The following is a 22,254-nucleotide window of genomic DNA, read 5'->3' on the forward strand; positions in this document are numbered from 1 at the left end:
AGAAACCACAACGATTTCTGAAACTGTTCCTTTTTCTTTTAAACGAACCGCTTCTTCCACTGCGATTTCACAGAATGGGTTGATCGACATTTTAACGTTAGTCAGGTCTACCCCACTATTGTCCGGTTTAACGCGAACTTTAACGTTGGCATCAACCACACGTTTTACAGCAACCACTGCTTTCATTTTATGCTTCCTCAACTTTTAAATTAATATTGGTTTCACTCTGTACGTGTGCCATATCTGCACGTCTATGATTAATCAGGGATAAAGCCACAGCACCAATTAAACCTGCCAAAGCAATTACCATAAAATTTTGTTGAATAGGTAAATTTAGCGACACAATCAAACCAATTAATAACGGTGCTCCGATTGCTCCCAAACGTCCCACACCCGACGCCATGCCAATTCCTGTTGAACGAATAATGCTTGGATAAAATTGTCCACAATAGGAATAGGCAACAATTTGTGCACCTGTGGTACATGCCCCTACGATAGCAATGGTGAAATACAGCATATTGACCGACATTGGCAACGTCATTAAATACAGAAATACGCTTCCTAAGCTATACATGATGACCAGAACCCACTTAATGTGAAAACGGTCTGCCAGCCACCCGCCACCTATCGCTCCAACAATTGCACCCACATTCAAAGCGATCACAAAAGTAAGAGCTGAACCAAGGGAGTAACCGGACATTGCCATCAATTTGGTTAACCAGGTACTTAAGGCGTAGACCATGAATAAACAGGTAAAAAATGCGACCCAGAACATCAGCGTACTAAAGGCACGTCCATCACTAAATAACAGTCCAATAGAGGGCTTAGCACTGTTTATATTGGCCTCATTCACAAATTTTGCGTCACTATCGATTTGAAGATCAGGCGCGATCTGTGTTACCACACGTCTCAATTCGCTTTCTTTATTCTTTTTAGTTAGATAGCTGAGTGACTCTGGCATTGACTTCCAGATAAAGGGAATTAAAACGACTGGAATAGCCGCAGCATAAAAGACAATTTGCCAACCAAACTCGACAATAAACTGTTTACCTAAAACTGCTGCTAAAATACCCCCGACCGCATAACCTGAAAACATTAACGAAGTCATTACAGTGCGTATTTTTTTAGGGGAATACTCGGTCATTTGTGCAACGACATTTGGCATTACCCCGCCAATTCCTAAACCTGCAATAAAACGGATAATACTAAAAGTCACAGGGTCTTCAGCTAAACCCGCGACCGCAGTGAAAACACTAAATAAAAAAACACAGATTACAATGGTTAAGCGACGACCAATTTTATCCGCCAAACCACCAAAAAACATTGCACCGAACATCATTCCAAATAGTGCAGAACTCATCATAAACCCAGCAGTTGAAGCACTTACTCCCATTTGTTCCATAATTGAAGGTAAGGCTGCGCCAGAAACTGCAATGTCATAACCATCTAAAATAATAATCACTAAACACCAGATCAGTACTTTGGCATGGAAACGGTTAAACTTTGCTTCACTTGCTATTTTTTGCATATCAATATGCTGCATAACTCTACTCCTTGTCCATTTTAATTCTTCTGATTCAACAAATTTCAAATTCGCTTTTCATTGTTTTAAATCGCGATATGATCTTTCGTTTGATGAGCTAAATCTAAAGTTCTTAGCACTCTTTTTTTTGCTTTTCACAAGCTTTTAACAGATTAATTTAATGCTCATTTTATGTCAATATATTTACATATATATTTATTTAAATAATATAAACACATGTGTTTAAGTGTATTTTTTTTTAAAATAAATATATGTATTGACATAATTTAAATAGAATTTATTCTTTAAAATCCATTGAAGCAAGGAAGTGGCGCATGAGTGCAGAATTAAAATACCAAGACAATATCGCGATCATTACATTAAAGCGGCCGGAAGCAAGAAATGCATTGAATGCAGACATGATTGCCAAACTGCAAGAATTTATCGCCGAAATTTCTTCTCTTAACTTACGCGCTGCGATTTTTACAGGTGATGGTCATAAAGCATTTTGCGCAGGTGCCGATATTACCGAACTGCAAAATAAAACTCCGGCAGCGCATTTAAAGACCATACAAATCGGCCAAAACTTATTTGAGCAAATTAATCAGTTAAAATTTCCTACGCTTGCCTGTATCAATGGTGCGGTTTTAGGCGGAGGGTTAGAATTGGCTATGGCATGTACCTTCCGAATTTGCAGCCCAAATGCACGCCTGGGATTACCTGAAATTAAGCTTGGCCTGATTCCCGGATATGGCGGTACCCAGCGCTTGCCTCGCCTAGTGGGGCAGACCAAGGCACTGGAGTTAATTATCAGTGGAAAAATTATTACGGCAGAAGAAGCCCTTCATATTGGACTGATTAACCGCATTCTAGACTTAAGTGACCCCATTCAAACCGGTCGTCAATATTTGGATGAATTCGGGTTGCAATTTCCTGCTGCGATTCAATATGCAATGCAAGCTGTTCAAGCAGCATCTGAACTGGATATTCAGGCGGGTTTGGCTTTAGAAGCCGAATTATTTGTCAATGTCAGCCAGACAGTCGATGCAGCAGAAGGCATACAGGCTTTTCTAGAAAAACGTCCTGCACACTTTATTCAAAAATAATGCCGATGGTTGGAAGCGAGAATGGAATCTGTCATTGATTAAATCCAATACTTTTGTTCCAGAATGATCTATGAATTTAAACATACTCAATCTCAACCCTAAAAAGGAATTCAAAATGCATCAAGAACAAAAAAACCTAGTTGATCAAGCTATTACCTCAAGGCATTCTGTACGTGCTTTTAAAAATACCCCACTGGATACACAGACTATCAAAGATATTTTAAACGTCGCCTGCCGTGCACCGTCAGGTAACAATATTCAACCTTGGAAAGTTTATGTGGTGATGGGGAAAAAACGTGATGAACTGATTGAGCAGGTCTGTACAGCGCAAAGTCAGATTTTTGAGAAGCCGGAAATTGCGCTTCTTCATCAAGAAACGTTTAAATATTATCCTGAACAATGGACATCGCCATTTATTGAACGTCGCCGTGAAAATGGGTGGGGGCTCTACGGTTTGCTGAATATTAAAAAAGGTGAACAGCAGAAAATGCAGCATCAGCATTTACGTAATTATCAGTTATTTGATGCACCGGTAGGAATATTTTTTACCTTAAGTACAACCTTGGAAACTGGCTCAAAAATGGATATTGCGATGATGATCCAAAATGTCATGATAGCGGCCAAGGCACGTGGAATTGATAGCTGTCCACAAGCAGCATGGAACCCATTTCATCAAACTGTTGCCAATGTGCTGGGTATTCCTGAAAATGAAGAATTGGTTTGCGCTATTGCACTAGGTTATGCGGACCAAACTCAAGTGGTTAATCAATTACATACACCACGTGTTACTGTTGAAGAGTTTGCTACTTTTTATGATTAAGCCTAAAGAGTGGAAAGACGCCGAATGTGCCTTTAATTTCAGCCTTACAGATATATACAAGGCAGCTTCTGCCGCCTTGTACAGACCTAGTCTCTATCTTCTCATCCCTATCAGGTTGCAAAAATGACTGGAATCTAACAATGTTTACTGTATTCATTTTCTATCAACAGCGTTTCATCTTCACATTCTATTCACGACATCCTGTCTAAAGTAGCAAAATAAGATTGAAGATGGACAGAATGATGAAACACGCTAAAAAAATGATAGCAGCAGCCCTTACGCTGCCATTGCTGTATATATCAGGCTGCAAAAGTATTCCCAGCTACTCCTCAGACTACAGTCAGGCTCGCACCAGCATCCAAGGTGTAAAACTTGATGATGCCAAAGCCCTGGAGATTGGAACGCGATTTACCTCGACCTTTAATACTCTGGGTACGCCAGAATTTGTAGAAAAAGCCAGTTCTCTGTATGCAGACCAGCTGTTTATTAATGATACTTTGTCACAATTTTCATCGCGTAGTGACTTGGTTGAGCACTTCAAAGGTATGAATAAACGCGTTAGCAATGTTACCGTAAAGCTATTAAATACGTCTCATTATAATGATTCTGCTTATGTGCATTGGCATATGGCCTATGATTTTAAAATGTTTGGTAGCACACGTTCTATGGCCTCTTATGGCATTAGTGAAATAAAGGTTAATGACAACAATAAAATTATTTTCCAGCAAGACTTCTGGGATCCGGCGAATGGTCTATACCGTGCATTACCTTATGTAGGAGGTGCTTATTCATGGGTACTGCCATTCAAAAAATCACCTTAAGTTTGAGCGTGTTAATGACATGTGCCATCAGTCCACTGGCTTCTGCCAATAAACTGCTGAAATGTAGTACAGGCGAATTATTGGTCGGACAAAAGCAGGTCGGCACAGCCAACTATTATGCAGAAAACTGTGCCCAATCCTGGCAAGGCCAAAGCATGCAAATGGATTTCGCCTATAGTCAAAATATTCCGGAATGGGCGTTTAAACGTGCAGCAACACATTTTTTAAAAAAGAACATCAATGGCTATAATGAAAGCTCGGCTTTGCATCAAGTGACGGCGTTATATCGACCAGTCAAACAAGGCGATCTTTATCGCCTTAGTTATGTGCATTCGAGCAAAACATTAATACTTTCTCTGAATCAGCGAGTGCTCGGGCGTATTCAAGATGCTCAAGCCCAGCAATATTTTAATATTTGGCTCGGTAACGTTCCATTTAGTGCTAAGTTGAAGCAACAACTGTTAAATTAATTTAAGAAGCCATGGTTATGTCTAAACATTTTGTGCTTATGGTTGAAGATCACTATGAACTTGCCTCAACCTTGTGCGAGTTCCTAGAAGAGCATGACTTCGTGGTCGATCATGCCCGGAATTTAGATGCCGCACGTCATTTACTTAAGCAGCGTCCCTATCATGTGCTACTTCTGGACATTAATCTGCCGGATGGCTCGGGTTATGAGCTGTGCGAGTGGCTACGTAACCAGCAAGGTATGGACATTCCCGTACTGATGTTGACCGCACGTGATACTTTGGATGATAAGCTCAAAGGCTTTAAATCAGGCACAGATGATTATCTGGTCAAGCCTTTTGACTTTAATGAATTGGTGATGCGTGTTCGAGCCTTGATTAAACGCTCACTTGGCGAAGTATCAAATAGTCAGATCAAAATTCATGATTTGGTTTTAGATCCTGCGCGTCAGCATTTAAGCCGTTCCGGTCAAGTCATTGAATTGCCTCCCATTCAGTTTAAATTACTCAAACTTCTGATGCGTAATTCCCCCAAGGTCATGACCAAACAGGAAATCATGATGGAGCTTTGGGGCGATGAAGAGCCTGAAAGTGATGCGCTGCGCAGTCATATTTATAACTTGCGCAAAACAGTCGACAAACCGTTTGAACAAAAACTCATTCATACGGTTTCCGGTGTGGGCCTCAAAATTTCATTAGAACCTTAGTCGGCCTAGTTCAAATAGACGACCACAATTAAACCTGTGGTCGAACTTAAATTCACATCCTGATGGGTGCTGATATAGTACTGACGGTCAAATAATTCCACACGCCAGCCCAATTGCGTACAGAGCTTTTGCACCAATTGCAGGCCAATACCATGCCCTTTCACCTGCAGTTGTAACTGACGATTTGAGAGCTCTTGTACTTTGGCATCGTTGGGTAAATGAATCCCGATACCATTGTCCGCAATGAGTACCTTGTTTTTTTGTAAAACCACATCAATTTCGGAACCTTGAGAATAGTTCAACGCATTACGTAGAATATTACTAAATACCATTTTGGTCATGGATGGATAGATTTTACGGGTTTGCTCATCTAGGTCTTTTTGCAAATCAATCTGTATACCTTTAGCATGACTGACACTGTTTAAATCTTGCACCAGTTCATCCAGCAGATTCGACAACATAGTATTTTCAGCAGTTAAGGTATTGGTGGTGTTACGTGCGATGGCCAATAAGGTATCGACCAAAAGCTGCATGTCTTCGATGGTATTTTGCAAGCGGGTAAAGGATTTATTGTCACCATAACGGGTCTGACACAGCTGTACATTGCCTTTTAAGATGGTTAATGGCGTTCTGAGCTCATGACTGACATCACCGGTAAACTCACGTTCACGGTTAATAAATTCACTCAACACCTGATGATATTTTTCCAGCGCCTGTTTAAGATACTCTGCTTCCATATTGGCATCGGTGTTAATGTCCTGAAACGGCGAAGCTTCTTTGCTCTGATGTTCCCAGTCAATATTTTCCAGTGCATTCGCCAGACGGGTAATCGGAGAAAAATAGCGCCGCGCACGACGGTTCCACCACCACAGCAGGCTGTACAAGACAAATAGACTCACCATTAAGGGGGCAAGTCCAAACAGCCAGATCAGTTTATTAACATTACTCTCACCAAAAACCAGAAACACATGTTGTCCATTGCGCTCGCCATAGACTGTCATACGCTCCTTACCATCGATAAAATGACGACTTACGCCTTCATGCAGTTGCATATTTTGCAATTTCGCGGGTGCTTTACTATCCCAGCGATAGCCATACAGATTCTTGGTATCGGGAAGCTCTGCATTTGGATCACGTTCCAAACGCTCCCAATAATGTGACATTTCCTGTTCGAGTGCGGTTTTCAGTAAAGTGCCCTTAATGACCCAGGCACTACAGCCAATGCCAATGACAACTGACATGGCGATTAGACCGATTTGCAACCAATAATAACGATTAAATACCTCACCTAAGGGATGAGCACGTTTGTCTCGAAACAGCTTAAACATAAACTCATCTCTTACTTGATCTTTAATTTAAATGCTATGAAAGTATCATAGGACTTTCTTGTTAAACAAGAAGTGTCCAATGACCCACTCCTGGCCTTTTTCATAGCCAAATAATTCAGCACAAGCCATAAAGAAAATCCGCCAGCGTTGCCACCAGGCAGCCGCGTCTTTGCCATAGGTTTTTTCAAATACAGGTTTTAGCGTATTTACGTTGCGGTCCATATTTTCAAGCCAGGCATTTGCAGTACGCTCATAAGCCGTACCTGACCATTGCCAATGCTGTTCTAATTGTAAATGATCCTGGAAATGCAAGAATGTCGATGCCGCCGGCATTAACCCGCCACTGAAGAAATACTTCGACATCCAGTCAAACTCATTCTTGACTTCGAATGGATAATGCAGGAAACGATGACAGAAAATATGACACCACAGTAAGCCTTCTGGTTTTAGCCATGTGCTAATTTTCTCAAACAGCTTCTGATAGTTACGCACATGCTCGAACATTTCAACAGAAACCACCCGGTCAAAAGATTCAGCGGCCAACTCAAGTACATTTACATCACAGGTGATCACACTCAGATTATCAAATTGTTTTAACCGTGCCTGTTCCTGAATATATACGCGTTGTGTGGCCGAGTTAGACACGACAATAATATTTGCGTTTGGATAGTGCTCTGCCATCCACAGACTTAAGGAGCCCCAGCCACAGCCAATTTCAAGAATATCCTGCCCATCTTGTAATTGAGCCCGCTCACAATAGCTTGCCAGAGCCAATTCTTCAGCTTGATCAAGCGTGGTTTTATTGCTGTTAAATAAACTTGCGCTATATTTTAAACGCTTCCCGAGTACCGCCTGAAAAAATTCAGTCGGTAGCTCATAATGCTGCTCATTGGCTTTCTCCGTTTCAATCGCAATGTCACTGTGTTGAAGCATCTGCAACACATCCATGTAGCGCTGTGCCGCCAGAGCCGGATCAAAACGCCCTTCTTGTGCCAAGCGCTTTTTACTTAAATGACGGATCGCTGCTCGAATCGCCTGATCGGGCACTTTGCCACTTTCAATCAGTTTTAGGGTGGGTTGAATCATAAAATCCATCTGTGTACCTACTTTTTGGGTTGCCACGGAATAAACATTGAGGTTCGTCTTTGATAATCTTTGTAGTTGTCGCCACGGTGCGCTAGGGCTTGCTGTTCACTAAATGGGATACCGGTGATGTAGTACAAAAACAGCCACATCAAAATCGGATAAACCCAAAGTCCGTACAGTCCTGCTGCCAAGCCTAAGATTGGATAGGCAAACCAGTGCAGCCATTCAAAAAAATAATTGGGATGACGTGAATATTTCCATAAACCCCGATCCATCGTTTTACCTTGATTATGCGGATCAAGCTTAAAACGATACAGTTGCTGGTCGGCAGTCGTCTCACCGATCAATGCCACCAGCATGATTGTCGCAGCCAGTGCAACGGCAGGGACAGTCCATCCATTCCACTGCTGTGCTGGAATACTCAGCAGTTCCAGCATGGGATAGGAAAACAGCAGCACTAGACCTGCCTGGAAGATGAAAAATGCCAAAAATCCCAAATGCTGATACTCTCCCAGAGTTCGGCGCATATTGGCGTAACGGGTATCTTCTTTGGTTTCATTGGCATAACGACGCAGCAGATGCCAGCTCAGTCTTAAAAACCAGATACTACTTGCCAGTCCCAGAAACACCCGTACCAGCACAGGAGCATCTTCCACTACCCAAGCCGCTACAATCACATTCAGTGCAATACTAAAGCTCCAGCTAACGTCGACCAGTCCCGCACGCTTGTTATAGGTGACCAGTATCCAGCTGCATAGCATAATAAAAATATTGACTAAAAATAAATTAAGCAGCATCTCAGTATCCCCCTATTTTATTGGTACTCAGTAAGCACTGGCTTCAAACAGCAGGTGTACATCACTGATGACACCTTCTCTAAAGCCACCTTCGCAATAACACAGGTAAAAATCCCACATGCGTATAAATTTTTCATCGAAGCCAAGTTGCAATACTTCATCCCGCTGTGCTAGAAAACGCTGACGCCAGCAGCTCAAGGTGTCTGCATAGCTTTGCCCAATATCATCAAGCTGCTTTAGACGCAGTTTTTGTGCTGATGCCACCTGAGTCATCACACTGATACACGGAATAAAACTTCCCGGGAAAATATAACGCTTAATATAGTCGATGGTATTTAGGGATTTTTCATAACGTGCATCTTCAATGGTAATCGCTTGAATTAGTGCCAAACCATTCGGTTTCAACAGCTGACGGCATTTATTAAAATAGGTCGGTAAATACTGTTCGCCCACGGCTTCAATCATTTCAATCGAGACCAGTTTGTCGTATTTACCTTCTAGCAGCCGATAGTCTTTGAGCTGTACATCGACCCGATGCGACAGTCCCGATGCTATCACCCGGGCCACAGCTTCTTCATACTGGGCCTTGGATATGGTGATGGTGGTGACTTTACAGCCATAATGCTGGGCGGCATAAATGGCAAAACCACCCCAGCCACTGCCGATTTCAACCAGATGATCCATCGGCTGAAGCTGCAGTTTCTGGCAGATCAACTCTTTTTTATAGTCTGATGCTTGTTCCAGACTCATGCTTGGCTCTTTAAACACGGCACTTGAATACATCATGCTTGAATCAAGGAACAGCTTAAAAAACTCATTGCTCAAGTCATAATGCTCGGCAATGTTTTTACGGCTGCCATCAATTGAGTTTTTACGTGATTTATACCAAGTCTTTAAAAAGAACTGGCTGGCCTTAACCACAGCATTCTGATTCATTCGGTCCAGCACATCGCGGTTGCGTGCCAAAATCTGGATCACCTTTACCAGATCATCACTGCTCCAGTAACCCAGAATAAAGCCTTCCGCTGCACCCAGAACCCCATTTCTGAACAGTAAATCCATGAGACGTGTGTCATGTACCTGAATCACTGCATGCAAGTCACTGCTTTCCCCAACTATTCCGTTCCAGACCCCTTTAAAGATCAGCTGACCATGCTGTAATTTCAGTAAATGGCGCAGTACCACAGGTAATGTGCTCAGCTCTCCCATTAACAATGTTTTCATAGCAATGTATTTCCTTTATCTTTTTTAGGATTTGGGTAAAACGGAATTTTTTTCTTCCATAAACGAAAGGCGTTAAGGTAGATTCCCATGACCATCTTGAAGGGTTCGAAGACCTTAAATACAGCATAACGATGCTGCTGTGAAGGAACTGTGATCTTCTGCAGGCTAAAACTCATGGTTGCATCAAATTGCAGTACATTTTGCTCAAATAACTGCATATGAATTACATTCTGCTGATCAGAAAAGCTGAAGTGCCAGTGGTAATCCAACGCCATTGGCATAAACGGCGATACATGAAAATCTTTTTGAAAGTCGAACTGATAAGTTCGATACGGTGCATGTACCACTGCATTTTTTCTGCAATCATGGATATAGATTTTACGTTCATTCCACGGTGTATTGGTAATTTCACTGAGCACAAACACGGGCTGCTCGGTCGCATCAAAGACCAGGTAAAACACTACCGAATTAAAGCGAAAACCGAGTGTGCGCGGTAAAGCTAAGACCCTTACGGCATCGGCATGGGTTAATCGATAGTTTTCTTGTTTGATCAGCAGACGGGAAATTTTCTGCCGAATCGAGCCACATTCCATGTCCAGAAAATCCCGCTCATCCAGAGTCAGAAAATTCCAGCGGCTAGAGGACCAAAGCCAGGATTTTTGGGTAAAGGTTTTAATTTGATCAGGATCAAACCATAAGTAAGTCAGTTGTGCGCTAAACTCATGCGCTTTGGGTAAATAACGGCGATGCCGAATCTGTGCAGAAGCAACAGCCAGTGGATACATACGCATCTGACTCTCCTAAGCGGCTTGGCCAGCCTTTTTCAGCAAATGATCCACAACCCATGAGGCACTGCGAGCCCCATCTTCATGGAAGCCCCACCCCCAGTAAGCTCCGCAGTAGGAGGTGCGATTTTGACCATTTACCTCGGCCCAATGGCTTTGCGCCTCAATGGCTTTAGCATCAAATACCGGATGACGGTAATGTCGTTCTACCCATATCTTTTTCGGATCAATGGCAAAATTTGGATTGAGTGTGGCCAAGATTTGAGTGTTGCAGTTGAGGTTTTGCAGCTTATTCATCCAGTAACTAAAGCCATAATGAATACCACTGTTCTGGAACGGCGTGTGCTCGGATGCCTGACTCGGGGTGACGTGTACATGCCAGCTTGCCCACTGATGTATGGATTTTGGCATAATGCTGATATCCGAGTGCACCACCATACGGTTAGCCTGATAACGAAAATTACCTAATACCTCCTGTTCCCGTGTGGAAGGGTCTTTGAGTAACTTCAGGCTATCATCGGCATGGCTGGCAAAGACCACCCAGTCAAAGCGTTCTACGCCCTGCTTGGTTTCAATCAAGATATCATGTGCGGTACGTGCTACAGATTCAACCCCGGTCTTTCGGAAGCTAATGTTGTTGGCCTGCTTCTGGATCGCACGAACATAGCATGCTGAACCGCCTTTCACGGTTTGCCATAATGGACGCTCCTTGAGTTGCAACATGCGATGATGCTGAAAAAAACTCACCACAAATTTATACGGAATCTGCCCAGCCTGCTCGACCGGACAAGACCACAGCGCACCGCACATCGGGTAGAGATGCTCCTGACGAAAAGCCTCCGAATAAGCATGTTGATTTAAATATTCATCAATACTGAGCCCTACATCGATTTGTTCAACATTCAGATCTTTATTGGCTGCATAGAACCTGAACAGATCGGACAGCATCGTGCGAAAGTCAGATTTCAGGAAGTTTTGTGGTCGTCGCAGTAAAGAGAATTTTTTGGAAGGATTGTATTGCAGCCCTGTGACCTGATTGTTGACGGAAAAGCCCATATCACTACTTTGTGAGGGTATGCCGAGCTCTTTCAGCATTGCACAAAACAATGGATAGTTATGTTCATTAAAGACAATAAAACCACTATCAACTGCGACTTGCTCTCCATCTATATTGAGCTGATGGGTATCGGTATGCCCACCAAAATAATTGTTCTTTTCAAATATGGTAACTTCATGCACTTTGCCTAGTTTCCACGCGGCATACAGCCCAGAAATGCCTGAGCCAATAATTGCAATTTTCATCATGATTCCCCAGATTGAATATTTTGAGCGCCTTTCTTTGCTGCTTTTTTCTGTTTTCTGGCTTGCGCAATTTTGCTGATCTCATACACACGTGATGGAATCGGTTTCAAACCCCAGACCAGTCCGAACCAAGACATGATTTTTAAAATGTAATAGGTCATATCAATTTGCCACCAGTAGAAACCCTGACGGGTACTGCCGGCATAATAATGATGATTGTTGTGCCAACCTTCACCTAAGGTAATAATAGACAAAAATAAATTATTTCGGCTTTGATCCTCTGTCTCGAAGTCACGGCTGCCATAGTGATGGGCCAGTGAATTAATACATAAGGTGGCATGCGTCAGTAAAACGGTGGATATCACAAACCCCCATACCAGCAGCTGTAGACCCGACGTGCCCAGTTGAGGATAGCTCAGAGCAAGCCATTCTCCCAGCGTATAAATGCCACTCGCAGTGAGCAGCACCACAAGCAGACTAAAACGGTCCAGCCAGATCAGTTCAGGATATTTGAGCCAATCTTTAATCACTTCTTTACGTGTAGCAAAGTTATATTCATTCAGAAACCAGCCCACATGACTGTACCAAAACCCATGTGTGGATGAATGTGGGTCTTGGATGGTGTCAGTATAACGGTGATGGTAACGGTGATGTGCTGCCCACCATAGCGGTCCACGCTGTGCACTCATTGTGCCAAGTAATACAAAAATAAATTGCATCACACGTGAAGTCTGAAAGGTCTTATGCGACAAATATCGATGAAAAAATGCAGTAATTGAAAACATGCGAATCAGGTAAAAGACCAGCATAAAACCAATTGCAAACCAGGATACCCCGACCCAAAACCCCGCTAAGCAAGCAAGGTGCAACAGAATAAACGGCAAGATGCGAAACCACTGGATTTGAGTACTTTCAGCCGTAATCGTTTCTGCCTGCACAGACATAGACCAACTATCAACCCATCGCATCAGACTGTTCAACATGGATTTATCCTAATAGTAAAATATTCTATTTTCTTTCAAGGAGTTTAATCGCATTGATATCAATTTTATGTGAAGCAGAATAAAAAAAGCCGAACTGTGAAAGGAGAGATTAGCAGTTCGGCAAAGGGCTTTTCGATTAATGCGGCATTTTGACTAACTTGCTGATGTCATAGCCATACTGTTGTGCTGTTTGCAGATAAGATTGATAAGTTGCCTCCTCTATCTGAGGCTCACGAGACAAGATCCATAAGTATTTGTCGCTTGGCCCACCCACCAGTGCAACCTTATAGTCAGGGTCAATGCGTAATACCCAATAATGACCTTTAGTAAATGGCAACCATCTTAGACCTTTAGGTAAAAAGCTCACCTTAAGTTTGCTATTGCCTTCATTCTGCGGATAGGCAACACCTTCGGAACGGATCATTTCACCATCTGCAGTACGGCAGCTATTTAATACACCCATCGTTTTATCAGCGTTTACACTGTATTGAGCTGTAATATCGGCAACACACTTACGTTGAAAATACATCGGTAAATGGGCAATTTCATACCACTTACCTGCATACTGTTGAATATCGACTTTATCTACCGCTTGGGGTGCAGTTGTTTCTGCCTGAGCAGTGACAGATAAGCTTAAGCTGATGATTGCCAGTGCCGTACCCGCAATTGACTTTAATAGAGTATTCATTTTTGAGCCTTAATTGATTCTATTATTAAGATAGTGCAACTGAAGTGAAAAAAGTGTGAAGAGCAGAGCATAAAATTCAGGATGCCGGATTAACGCAGCTTACCGAGCCTCACTCAGTTCATTCTCCTGTATTTGACATTTCGCCTGTCACCAGCATGATATTCAGCTATAACTGCCCTCATCAGGTTGCTCAGAATAGGTCATGGCTGGATGCCCGATATTGAATGTTTTTGACCTGAAGCCCCTTTCTCGAGAGTTTCACGATGCATAGCTTCCCCAAGCGTTTCGCCCACCTCCACAAACCCTACAATTAAACTGTACATCTGGGTTGGACTGCGGGGAATTTTTTGTCAGTGAACTTCCTCTGCCCCGCGGGTAATGATGGTAATGACCTAGGGATTAACTCTTGAATGACGATTGTAAACACCGCGTTAATTAGCCGTTTTATCGAACTAAAGAGTGTCTACAAAATCGGTGGTATTCACAGCGCTTAAAATATTAAAGTGCTCAGAGCTCGAACTTTATAAGATTAATCCTGCGCTATAATTGATTTAATTTCCACGATAGGTTGAGTAACCATAAGGACTCAACAGGAGTGGAATATGGTAATGTTTGACTGAACCATCAACCTGAAAAATGACAGGCACTTCAGGAAAGAAAGTCTTTTGGTTATTTTGCTTAAACCAGTCGCCTGTTTTAAAGGTGACTTTATATAGAGCTGTATTGAACGGCTTATTTTCTGGAAATAATGCGCTGATACGCCCCTGTTGATTGGTTTTAGCTTCTGAAATCTGAACCCATTGACCATTTTTCTGTTCTTCCAAAGTGACTTTCACATCGGAGGACGGCAAACCGTTTTCCAAGTTCAGGACATGTACACTCAAAGGGTTTTGAGCCATTACCCAACTCGAGATCAACAAACCACCCAGAAATATAAGTGACTTTTTCATAAAAATTGACTCCAATAGATAGTGTTAAGTGATTTAAAGTGTTTTTAAAGTGGTTTCTACGCCTTTTTGCGCACATTGATGGTCTTGAACTGAGCCACCGGCACCTGCGACACCAACTGCACCTAAAAACTGATTTTTATAAACCACCGGTATGCCCCCGCCGAGCAAGAGCAATTCGGGTAGACTATTCAAGTTCTGCGCATCCGGGTTTTTCTGTGCATTACGCATAAAATCCAAGCTATTGGTTTTGGTCGAATACGCCGTAAATGCCTTACGTTCTGCCGCAATCAAGTTATGAATGCCAACAGACTCATGACGTTGACTAATCAGTACATTACCACCCTGATCGAGCACAACCACAGCAGCAGGTTTTGCCTCTAATTGACAAGCATGCATGACATTTTTAGCCATCAGCTCTGCGGTTTCGAGTGGCATGATGTAGCCTGTTTTTAACTCGGCATGTGCAAAAGCGTTCATTAAAAATGAGACACTCAGTGCTACGAGAGACTTTTTTATAAAGAAAGCGTTCATTGTGGCAATATGTTTCAATTGATCGTGGACATATCTTAGAAAGAAATGATGCAATTCGGCATGACAATCAGATTACCGATTTGTAATCTAAATCTGTTTAAAAGAAGATAAACTACTGAGATGCATATCTTAATTATTGAAGATGAAGTCAAAATTGCTGACTATCTGGCAAAAGGGCTGAATGAATCGGGGTACAGCACCGCTATCGCAAGAAATGGGGTTGAAGCCCTGTCGTCTCTACAACAACAGAAGTTTGACCTTGCCTTACTTGATGTGATGTTGCCTGACCTGGATGGATGGCAGGTATTACAAACGCTCAGAACCTTTAGTCAAATTCCTGTACTCATGCTCACGGCTCGTGATCATGTACTGGATCGCGTTAAAGGGCTTGAGCTCGGCGCAGATGACTATCTCAGCAAACCCTTTTCTTATATTGAATTACTGGCAAGGATCAAAAGTCTACTGCGGCGTGCCCCACGAATGAAACAAGAGGCTTACCAAGTGTCTAATTTGGTCTTGAACCGCTTAAAACACGAAGTACAGCGTGATGGACAAAAAATTGAGCTGAGTCAGAAAGAATTTGCGCTATTGCAACTGTTGATGGAGCATCAAGGTCAAGTCATGACTCGCAGTCAAATTGCATCCATGGTATGGAATATTAATTTTAATACAGATACCAATGTCGTAGACGTTGCTATTCGCAGACTACGCAGCAAAATTGATGATCATTTTAGTCCCAGACTGATTCATACGGTACGTGGTATGGGATATAAACTTGATGAGCTGCCATGAAAAAACCCATCCGATTAAACCTAACCACCCTATTAAGTATCGCTTTTTGTCTGGTCTCCTGCGTGGTATTTTGCAGCGTTGCCCTATTGTCCTATCACAATATGAAAACCATGATCCAAACCCAGCAGGATCAGGCATTAGCAGCACGGATTGAACGGATTGAAATTTTTCTGGAAGATGCACAAAGTTTTGCGCTATTGGTCCAACATCCTAAGCTCTACGAAAACATGCTGGGGCAAGAAGACAACTTACTTCTTTTACGAAATCAAAATGGCAAACTCATTCAAATCAATCCATTAAAAGTGCATATTCCCGCCTTAGCATTTTCATCGTCACTCCAGTTTCAAGATAATCAAGCCAAGAATCCTTCGACACGACTAGCCTTTAAGCAATTAGAATTCAAAGCTGATCGGTATCAACTGATTGCCGGTAAACAACTGGCTGAAGGGCAAAATGCCCTTTCTGAATATCGGTCAAAACTGGCTTTATACAGCGTTCTGGGGATTTTATGCTCGACGCTGATGGCCTGGTTTGCCGGCCGCTATATTCTAAATTCGATGCAACAATTGATACATGCCACGACAAAAATCGGTATAACGCAGTCTAATCAAAGGATTGAAATTCAAAGTAACACCCTTGAAGTACATGAACTCAGTCAAGCCATGAATGCGACGCTGGCAAGAATTCAATCCGCTTATCAGCAACTGGCACGTTTTTCTGAAGACATTTCCCATGAACTGAGAACGCCATTAAACAATTTGATGGGACAAACACAAATTTTACTTTCACGGCCACGAGAGCTGCATGAATTAGAAAATGTGCTGTACTCAAATTTAGAAGAGTATGAGCGTCTGAACCAAATGATCGAAAGTATGTTGTTTATTGCTCGCGTCGAACATGGTGATTATTTGGTTGAAAAACAATGCTTCAATGTATATTGCATGCTGCAAGGCTTAGTTGAATACTTCAGTTTTCTCGCTGATGAAAGAAACATCCATTTTAAACTTGAAGTTGCACTAGAATTAGAACTGATTGCAAATCAATTATTAATAGAACGTGCACTGGCAAATCTACTCAGTAATTCAATTGCACATGGTGAAACGAATAGTGAAATTATGCTACGAGCCAAAGAATTAAACCATATGATTCAAATTGAGGTTCTGACGCCAAAGGTATGGATTGCAGAACAACATCTGTCCCATTTATTTGAACGCTTTTATCAAGTCGATGATAGCCGGCATGAAAAAGCACACACGGGGGGATTAGGATTGGCTATAGTCAACTCTATTATGCAATTGCATGGTGGACAAGCAAGCGCTGAAAATACTGAAGATGGGATCGTATTTAGTCTGTCATTACCCAAAAATAAAAGACCAAATAAATCCTTACCGTAGTCTTTAAACAATTTATCCGTATTTTTAACTCTAAACTTATTTCAAATTTCTTTTACTCTCGATCCTATTTTTTCTATTCGATTTAAGTCTGGACTATATTTAGGAAGCTACATAATCTAATAGTCTGTACTAAAAACCGGTTCCTGAAGTCTTTTCCTTTTGTGAAAAAAGACATTCTGCATAAAATCTGCAATAATTTCACAGATACCCGTATCTATTTGCAAACTTCCCATCATATAACCTGCGGCAACATGAATAATTTAAGCAAATTAAATTTATTTCACCAACTGATTTAAATAACATATTATTTTTAATAAACAATTCCTTCTTAAAATTTATTTATTTTTTACTAAGTCATTTGCCCTTGGTTTAACTGCAGAATATTTGCCCCTAAATATTCCAGTTCTTCAGGATGATGAGTGACATAAATCATCGGCAAATCCAGCTCATCTTTCATCCGCTTAAAAAACGGTAAAATCTGCTGTTTCAGTTTACTGTCCAGTCCGGTTAAAGGCTCATCCAGCAACAGCAAATTCGGTGAAGATAATAAGGCACGGCCAATCGAAACCCGCTGTGCTTCCCCGCCTGACAGCTGGTTCGCTTTACGCTGAATCAGGGGTCTTAATTCCAGTAATTCCAGCACTTCTTCAAACTGGAATTTTCGTTCCGGTTTAGCTACTAATTTTTCTGCATAACGTAGATTCTGCTGTACATTCAGGTGTGGGAACAGCAAGGCATTCTGGAAAATTAAAGCAATTTTACGTTGATGCATCGGTACATGAATGTTTTGCTTTGTATCCAGCAAGATACGCTGATTAAACTGGATGTAACCCTGCTGTGGCTTGAGCAAACCCACAATATTTTTTAGCAAGGTGCTTTTACCACTCCCCGATGCCCCGACGATGCCTAATAACGGTTGCTGCATCTCCAGTTCAACATTCAAGCTAAAATCGGCATGCCGATATTGAAAATCACATTTCAACATTTCAAGCTCCCAATTTACGTTGATACTTTTGCAGAATAAAATAATTGGCGATTAAGGCTGAAAAGGCCAAAACCAAGGATAAGGCAACCAGCCGCATTGCCATGTTTTCACCATCGGGCTGTTGCAGAAATGAATAAATCGCAATCGGAATGGTGCGGGTTTCATCGGGAATATTCCCGACAAAGGTAATGGTTGCACCAAATTCCCCCAGACTTCGGCTAAAACATAAAATGCTTCCTATCAAGATACCGGGAATTGCCAGAGGTAAATTGATACTCCAGAACACCTTCCATGGTGCGGCACCCAGTGAACCGGCGATCTGGTTTAACTGTCGGTTCATTAACTGAAAAGACAAACGAATCGGGTGCACCATCAATGGAAACGCCACAATCATCGAGGCCAGCACGGCCCCTTTCCAGTTAAAAGCCAGTTGAATGCCCAGGGTATTTAAATATTTTCCAATCCATCCCTGATTGCCGAACAGGACCAAAAGCAGATAACCCAGAACAACCGGCGGCAACACCATCGGAAGCTGTAATAATGCTTCGACCAGAAACTTCAGCCGGAATTCATAACGCGCCAAATACCAGCCCATGGCTATAGCAAGAGGCAGACTCGTGAGCGTAGCAAACAAAGCCACTTTGGCCGACAGATACAATGCACTCAGTTCTTCAGGACTTAACATGGGTTCGCTGTCTCCTGCTGCATCTGCCTAGGATTTCAGCTTAAAGCCATATTTCTGGAAAATATTTTTGGCGGGATGGCTGTTTTTTACAAACTGTTCAAATTGTAGGGCTTCTTTATTTTTTGCACCCTGTTTGGTCAACGCCAGTGGATAAACAATCGGGCTGTGGGAATTGTCCGGTAAAACTCCAATCATTTTGACTTTCTGGCTGATGAGTGCATCGGTTTTATAGACAATCCCCACTTCACATTCACCACGTTCCACAAAGGCCAAAGCCGAACGCACATCATCGGTTCCGACAATCCGTCCATTCAAGCTGTTTAACCAGTTCAGTTTTATCAGACTTTGTTTGGCATATTTACCTACAGGAACGGATTCCATTTGCCCGGTACACAGATGTCCTTTGAAAGACTGGGCAAAATTAAAATCAGGCTGGGCTTTAAATGCAATATTGAGATTTTTCGGGCTGATCACCACCAGTTGATTAAACAGCAGGGGTTTGACCGAGTTTGAACTGATGATATTTTTTTGCACTAAATAATTCATCCAGTCCTGATCGGCCGAAAAAAACACATCACTGCCCGCACCTGCTCGCAGCTGTTTTGCCAAAGCGGATGAAGCACCAAATACAGATACAATTTTAGTTTCCGGATGTTTGGCCTGGTAAATCTTGGCGAGATCGGTTATGGCATTGCTGAGACTTGCGGCCGCATAGACTTTGACTACCCCGGCATGGGCTGAGGAAAATGTCGTAGCGAGGCACATTGATAAAAACAGGAATTTTTTCATCTGTATTTTCCGTCTCAGTTAATAAATAAGCCTTGGACAATATGTCCTTCAGATAAAGCAACGCCCGCAGGAATTCTGACCAGACAATTGGCCTGCATTAAATTGCTCAGCATATGCGACTGTTGTTTAGACAAACTTTTAACCTGTAACATTCCCTGATCAAAGCTGGCCGACATTCTTAAAAAGCGTTCTCTTGCATCTATTTTCAGATCATGAGTCAGTACTGCACTGAACCAATTCGGCGGCTGTTTTTGTCCTTGCAAAGCATTCAGCAAAGTTGAGGTATAAATTTGCATACCCACGTACACTGCCGCAGGATTACCTGGCAAGCCCAATAAATAACAAGGTGAAGCATCCTCCCGCTCTAATTGTGCAAGAAACATCGGCTTGCCCGGCTTCTGTTTGACTTTCCAAAAAGTTTGTTCAAAACCTAAACTCAAAGTCACGGGTCGAATAAAGTCATAATCCCCGACTGACACACCACCGGTAGTTAAAACCAGATCATAACTTTGCGATAGATGTTGCAGTAAGGTTTTTACCGCTGCTTCGGTATCTGCCACATGGAAAATTTCCACCTGCTGTCCTTGATTCTGAAACCAAGCGTGGATCAGGGGTGCGTTGGCATCGAAGATTTTACCTGTTGCAAAATCCTCTAGTGTTTTCGCTACCTCATCCCCCGTGATCACTACTGCAACTTTGGGATATTGAAACACTTCAACCGTTTGAATGCCCGCCATACTTAAAGAAGCCACTGCACCCACAGAGAGTGGTTGTTCTTTCTTCGCCAGTATTTGCCCGACTGAAATTTCTTCTCCTACATCGCGAATGTCGGCATTGGCATTTAAGTGTTCAGTTATGGTAATTCGGGTTGAATCAACAACATGAACAATTTCCTGACGGGCCACCGTGGTGGTTGCAAATGGAATTTTAGCGCCGGTAAAAATTCGAACCGCTTGGCCTGCCTTAAGCTGCAATTCAGACAGATGCCCGGCCTGAATCTCACCGATCAGTTCAAATTCGGTATGCGGTTCAATCGCCGATTCTGCGCATATGGCATAACCGTCCACCGCACTTTGAGAAAATAAGGGCAGATTGATAGCGGAATAAATATCTTCTGCCAAATAGCAGTTTAAAGCCTGATTTAATTCAACAGTCTCAGGCATTAAGGATTTGGTCTGATTTAAAATGAGTTCCAAAGCCTGATCTACCGTAATCAATCCCTGTTCAGCACCGCATCCCGACATTATTCATATCCTCCTGCATGGGGAATGTTTTTTTGTACATCAAATAAATGTACCAAGGCAGGCAGTACTGCAATCAAGGATTCTTTGGCACCTTGACGGCTGCCCGGTAAGGTCATCACCAGACTGTTGTCGATGTAACCGGCTACGCCACGACTTAAGGCGGCATACGGAGTACGCTTTTGTCCAAAACTGCGCGAGGCTTCCATCAGTCCGGGAATTTCCCGTTTTAATAAAGGCTGAAGGGTTTCGACGGTCAAGTCTTTTGGCCCCAGCCCGGTACCACCCACCGTCAAAATCAGTGGATAGTGATTTTTTTGCTGTGCGATCAGTTCGAGTAACTGTTCCGGACTGTCTGGAATCACTTGATATGAAATATTATTGAAATTGGCTTCCTGCAAAATTTCCAGCACATTCTGTCCGGCAGTATCCGGTTTCTTGCCCGCAGCCACGGTATCGGACAGCACGATGACCGAAGCCGGCAAGGCTTCTTTTAAGGCACGGATAAAATGGGACTTGCCGCCTTTTTTCTTTTGCAACTTAACCTGATCTAGGCATAAATCTTCCGGTTCACAATGCGGTTTCAGCATGTCATACAGCGTTAACCCGGCCAGGCTGACTGCGGTCAAGGCTTCCATTTCCACCCCGGTCGGCCCAATGGTTTCGACAACTGCGCTAATCTCGACATGGGCATCAAACAGTTCATATTCCACATCGGCACGGTAAATCGGCAATGGATGACACAGCGGAATCAGCTCATCAGTACGTTTCGCCGCTAAAATTCCCGCAATGCGTGCCGTCTTTAAAGCATCACCTTTTTCAGTATTACCGTTACGGAGCAACTCAATGCAATGTGGCGGTGCGTGCAGAATTCCTGTGGCCACTGCAGTCCGGTAACTCTCTGCCTTCATCCCGACATTTTTCATTACGTATTCCTATTGTTCAAGCCATTCAAACTAACATGTATTTACTGCTTTTTTAGCTGATCTGAGCAAAGAGAGAAAAAAATTGGATCAATTTCCAGGTAATTTTTCTTATAAATATTAGTTTCATATTCGAATATAATGTAAGGACTACTTTCTAAAACAATATTTATAGCTTGTACTCCTAAACCCAAGCTTTAAATTCTATTTAATTATTTAAGCCCTACTTTATTCGATTCATAGAACGAGAGAAAAAGCTAAATTAAAGTGCAATAACTTTAATTTAAATTATCTCATAAAAAACACAGTTTAAAAAATACATTTTAAT

The 22,254-nt window shown here is 42.4% G+C and carries 23 protein-coding genes and 1 pseudogene; 7 read left to right on the top strand and 17 right to left on the bottom strand.

Annotated features, from left to right (window positions below; all coding sequences use genetic code 11):
* Together E0H89_RS15725 and E0H89_RS15730 are read right to left on the bottom strand one after the other, a co-directional pair.
* Positions 1-186 (bottom strand): annotated as a pseudogene (locus E0H89_RS15725) (electron transfer flavoprotein subunit beta/FixA family protein); the annotation flags it as partial.
* A 1-nt stretch (position 187) separates the two neighbouring features.
* The gene (locus E0H89_RS15730; protein WP_131218364.1) at positions 188-1,543 is read right to left on the bottom strand and encodes an MFS transporter; all 1,356 of its coding nucleotides are present in this window, start codon (positions 1,541-1,543) and stop codon (positions 188-190) included.
* Positions 1,544-1,857: 314 nt separating this feature from the next.
* Here E0H89_RS15730 and E0H89_RS15735 point away from each other — a divergent pair, with 314 nt between their 5' ends.
* The 5 genes from E0H89_RS15735 (at position 1,858) to E0H89_RS15755 (ending at position 5,443) form a co-directional block, all read left to right on the top strand.
* The gene (locus E0H89_RS15735) at positions 1,858-2,628 is read left to right on the top strand and encodes an enoyl-CoA hydratase/isomerase family protein (RefSeq protein ID WP_131218366.1); all 771 of its coding nucleotides are present in this window, start codon (positions 1,858-1,860) and stop codon (positions 2,626-2,628) included.
* Positions 2,629-2,743: 115 nt separating this feature from the next.
* Positions 2,744-3,448 carry a nitroreductase gene (locus E0H89_RS15740; protein WP_131218369.1) on the top strand — a complete coding sequence of 235 codons (705 nt, stop codon included), beginning with the start codon at positions 2,744-2,746 and terminating at the stop codon, positions 3,446-3,448.
* Positions 3,449-3,690: 242 nt separating this feature from the next.
* The gene (locus tag E0H89_RS15745) at positions 3,691-4,269 is read left to right on the top strand and encodes a nuclear transport factor 2 family protein (protein ID WP_424619435.1); all 579 of its coding nucleotides are present in this window, start codon (positions 3,691-3,693) and stop codon (positions 4,267-4,269) included.
* A complete protein-coding gene (locus E0H89_RS15750; RefSeq protein ID WP_131218373.1) occupies positions 4,239-4,739 on the top strand; it encodes a chalcone isomerase family protein in 501 nt (166 codons plus the stop codon). Before E0H89_RS15745 ends, E0H89_RS15750 begins: the two co-directional genes overlap by 31 nt.
* Positions 4,740-4,756: 17 nt before the next feature.
* On the top strand, positions 4,757-5,443 hold the full coding sequence (locus E0H89_RS15755; RefSeq protein WP_131218374.1) for a response regulator transcription factor: 687 nt from the start codon (positions 4,757-4,759) through the stop codon (positions 5,441-5,443).
* A 5-nt stretch (positions 5,444-5,448) separates the two neighbouring features.
* Here the strand turns inward: E0H89_RS15755 and E0H89_RS15760 are convergent, their stop codons facing one another.
* The 10 genes from E0H89_RS15760 to E0H89_RS15805 form a co-directional block, all read right to left on the bottom strand.
* The gene (locus tag E0H89_RS15760) at positions 5,449-6,771 is read right to left on the bottom strand and encodes a sensor histidine kinase (RefSeq protein WP_131218376.1); all 1,323 of its coding nucleotides are present in this window, start codon (positions 6,769-6,771) and stop codon (positions 5,449-5,451) included.
* Positions 6,772-6,816: 45 nt separating this feature from the next.
* Positions 6,817-7,866, bottom strand: a complete 1,050-nt coding sequence (locus tag E0H89_RS15765) for an SAM-dependent methyltransferase (RefSeq protein ID WP_131218408.1) — start codon at positions 7,864-7,866, stop codon at positions 6,817-6,819.
* A gap of 8 nt (positions 7,867-7,874) precedes the next feature.
* On the bottom strand, positions 7,875-8,654 hold the full coding sequence (locus tag E0H89_RS15770; protein WP_131218378.1) for a DUF1295 domain-containing protein: 780 nt from the start codon (positions 8,652-8,654) through the stop codon (positions 7,875-7,877).
* A 27-nt stretch (positions 8,655-8,681) separates the two neighbouring features.
* Positions 8,682-9,878 (bottom strand): SAM-dependent methyltransferase, encoded by a 1,197-nt coding sequence (locus E0H89_RS15775; RefSeq protein ID WP_131218380.1) that lies wholly within the window; start codon positions 9,876-9,878, stop codon positions 8,682-8,684.
* Complete coding sequence (locus E0H89_RS15780) at positions 9,875-10,669, bottom strand: DUF1365 domain-containing protein (protein ID WP_131218382.1); 795 nt, start codon at positions 10,667-10,669, stop codon at positions 9,875-9,877. The genes E0H89_RS15775 and E0H89_RS15780 overlap by 4 nt, the downstream gene beginning before the upstream one ends.
* A gap of 9 nt (positions 10,670-10,678) precedes the next feature.
* Positions 10,679-11,965 (bottom strand): NAD(P)/FAD-dependent oxidoreductase, encoded by a 1,287-nt coding sequence (locus E0H89_RS15785; RefSeq protein ID WP_131218384.1) that lies wholly within the window; start codon positions 11,963-11,965, stop codon positions 10,679-10,681.
* Positions 11,965-12,948 carry an acyl-CoA desaturase gene (locus E0H89_RS15790; protein WP_131218386.1) on the bottom strand — a complete coding sequence of 328 codons (984 nt, stop codon included), beginning with the start codon at positions 12,946-12,948 and terminating at the stop codon, positions 11,965-11,967. The genes E0H89_RS15785 and E0H89_RS15790 overlap by 1 nt, the downstream gene beginning before the upstream one ends.
* Before the next feature lie 136 nt (positions 12,949-13,084).
* Complete coding sequence (locus tag E0H89_RS15795; RefSeq protein WP_131218388.1) at positions 13,085-13,636, bottom strand: lipocalin family protein; 552 nt, start codon at positions 13,634-13,636, stop codon at positions 13,085-13,087.
* A 551-nt stretch (positions 13,637-14,187) separates the two neighbouring features.
* The gene (gene uraH, locus E0H89_RS15800) at positions 14,188-14,586 is read right to left on the bottom strand and encodes a hydroxyisourate hydrolase (protein WP_131218390.1); all 399 of its coding nucleotides are present in this window, start codon (positions 14,584-14,586) and stop codon (positions 14,188-14,190) included.
* A gap of 33 nt (positions 14,587-14,619) precedes the next feature.
* A complete protein-coding gene (locus E0H89_RS15805; protein ID WP_131218392.1) occupies positions 14,620-15,063 on the bottom strand; it encodes a GlcG/HbpS family heme-binding protein in 444 nt (147 codons plus the stop codon).
* 174 nt (positions 15,064-15,237) lie between these two features.
* Between E0H89_RS15805 and E0H89_RS15810 the strand changes: the two genes are divergently transcribed.
* The gene (locus E0H89_RS15810) at positions 15,238-15,909 is read left to right on the top strand and encodes a heavy metal response regulator transcription factor (protein ID WP_131218394.1); all 672 of its coding nucleotides are present in this window, start codon (positions 15,238-15,240) and stop codon (positions 15,907-15,909) included.
* Complete coding sequence (locus E0H89_RS15815) at positions 15,906-17,303, top strand: heavy metal sensor histidine kinase (RefSeq protein ID WP_131218396.1); 1,398 nt, start codon at positions 15,906-15,908, stop codon at positions 17,301-17,303. Before E0H89_RS15810 ends, E0H89_RS15815 begins: the two co-directional genes overlap by 4 nt.
* A gap of 349 nt (positions 17,304-17,652) precedes the next feature.
* Here the strand turns inward: E0H89_RS15815 and E0H89_RS15820 are convergent, their stop codons facing one another.
* Genes E0H89_RS15820 through moaCB form a run of 5 tightly spaced genes read right to left on the bottom strand, consistent with a single transcriptional unit; the run spans position 17,653 to position 21,929 of the window.
* The gene (locus E0H89_RS15820) at positions 17,653-18,288 is read right to left on the bottom strand and encodes an ATP-binding cassette domain-containing protein (protein WP_131218398.1); all 636 of its coding nucleotides are present in this window, start codon (positions 18,286-18,288) and stop codon (positions 17,653-17,655) included.
* Position 18,289: 1 nt separating this feature from the next.
* Complete coding sequence (gene modB, locus E0H89_RS15825; RefSeq protein ID WP_131218400.1) at positions 18,290-18,973, bottom strand: molybdate ABC transporter permease subunit; 684 nt, start codon at positions 18,971-18,973, stop codon at positions 18,290-18,292.
* A gap of 27 nt (positions 18,974-19,000) precedes the next feature.
* A complete protein-coding gene (gene modA / locus E0H89_RS15830) occupies positions 19,001-19,762 on the bottom strand; it encodes a molybdate ABC transporter substrate-binding protein (protein WP_131218402.1) in 762 nt (253 codons plus the stop codon).
* Between the two features lie 14 nt (positions 19,763-19,776).
* Positions 19,777-21,006 carry a molybdopterin molybdotransferase MoeA gene (locus tag E0H89_RS15835; protein WP_131218404.1) on the bottom strand — a complete coding sequence of 410 codons (1,230 nt, stop codon included), beginning with the start codon at positions 21,004-21,006 and terminating at the stop codon, positions 19,777-19,779.
* Positions 21,006-21,929, bottom strand: a complete 924-nt coding sequence (moaCB, locus tag E0H89_RS15840) for a bifunctional molybdenum cofactor biosynthesis protein MoaC/MoaB (protein WP_131218406.1) — start codon at positions 21,927-21,929, stop codon at positions 21,006-21,008. The genes E0H89_RS15835 and moaCB overlap by 1 nt, the downstream gene beginning before the upstream one ends.
* Between the last annotated feature and the right edge of the window lie 325 nt (positions 21,930-22,254).

It is taken from the genome of Acinetobacter sp. ANC 3781, from assembly GCF_004331285.1.
GTDB lineage: Bacteria > Pseudomonadota > Gammaproteobacteria > Pseudomonadales > Moraxellaceae > Acinetobacter.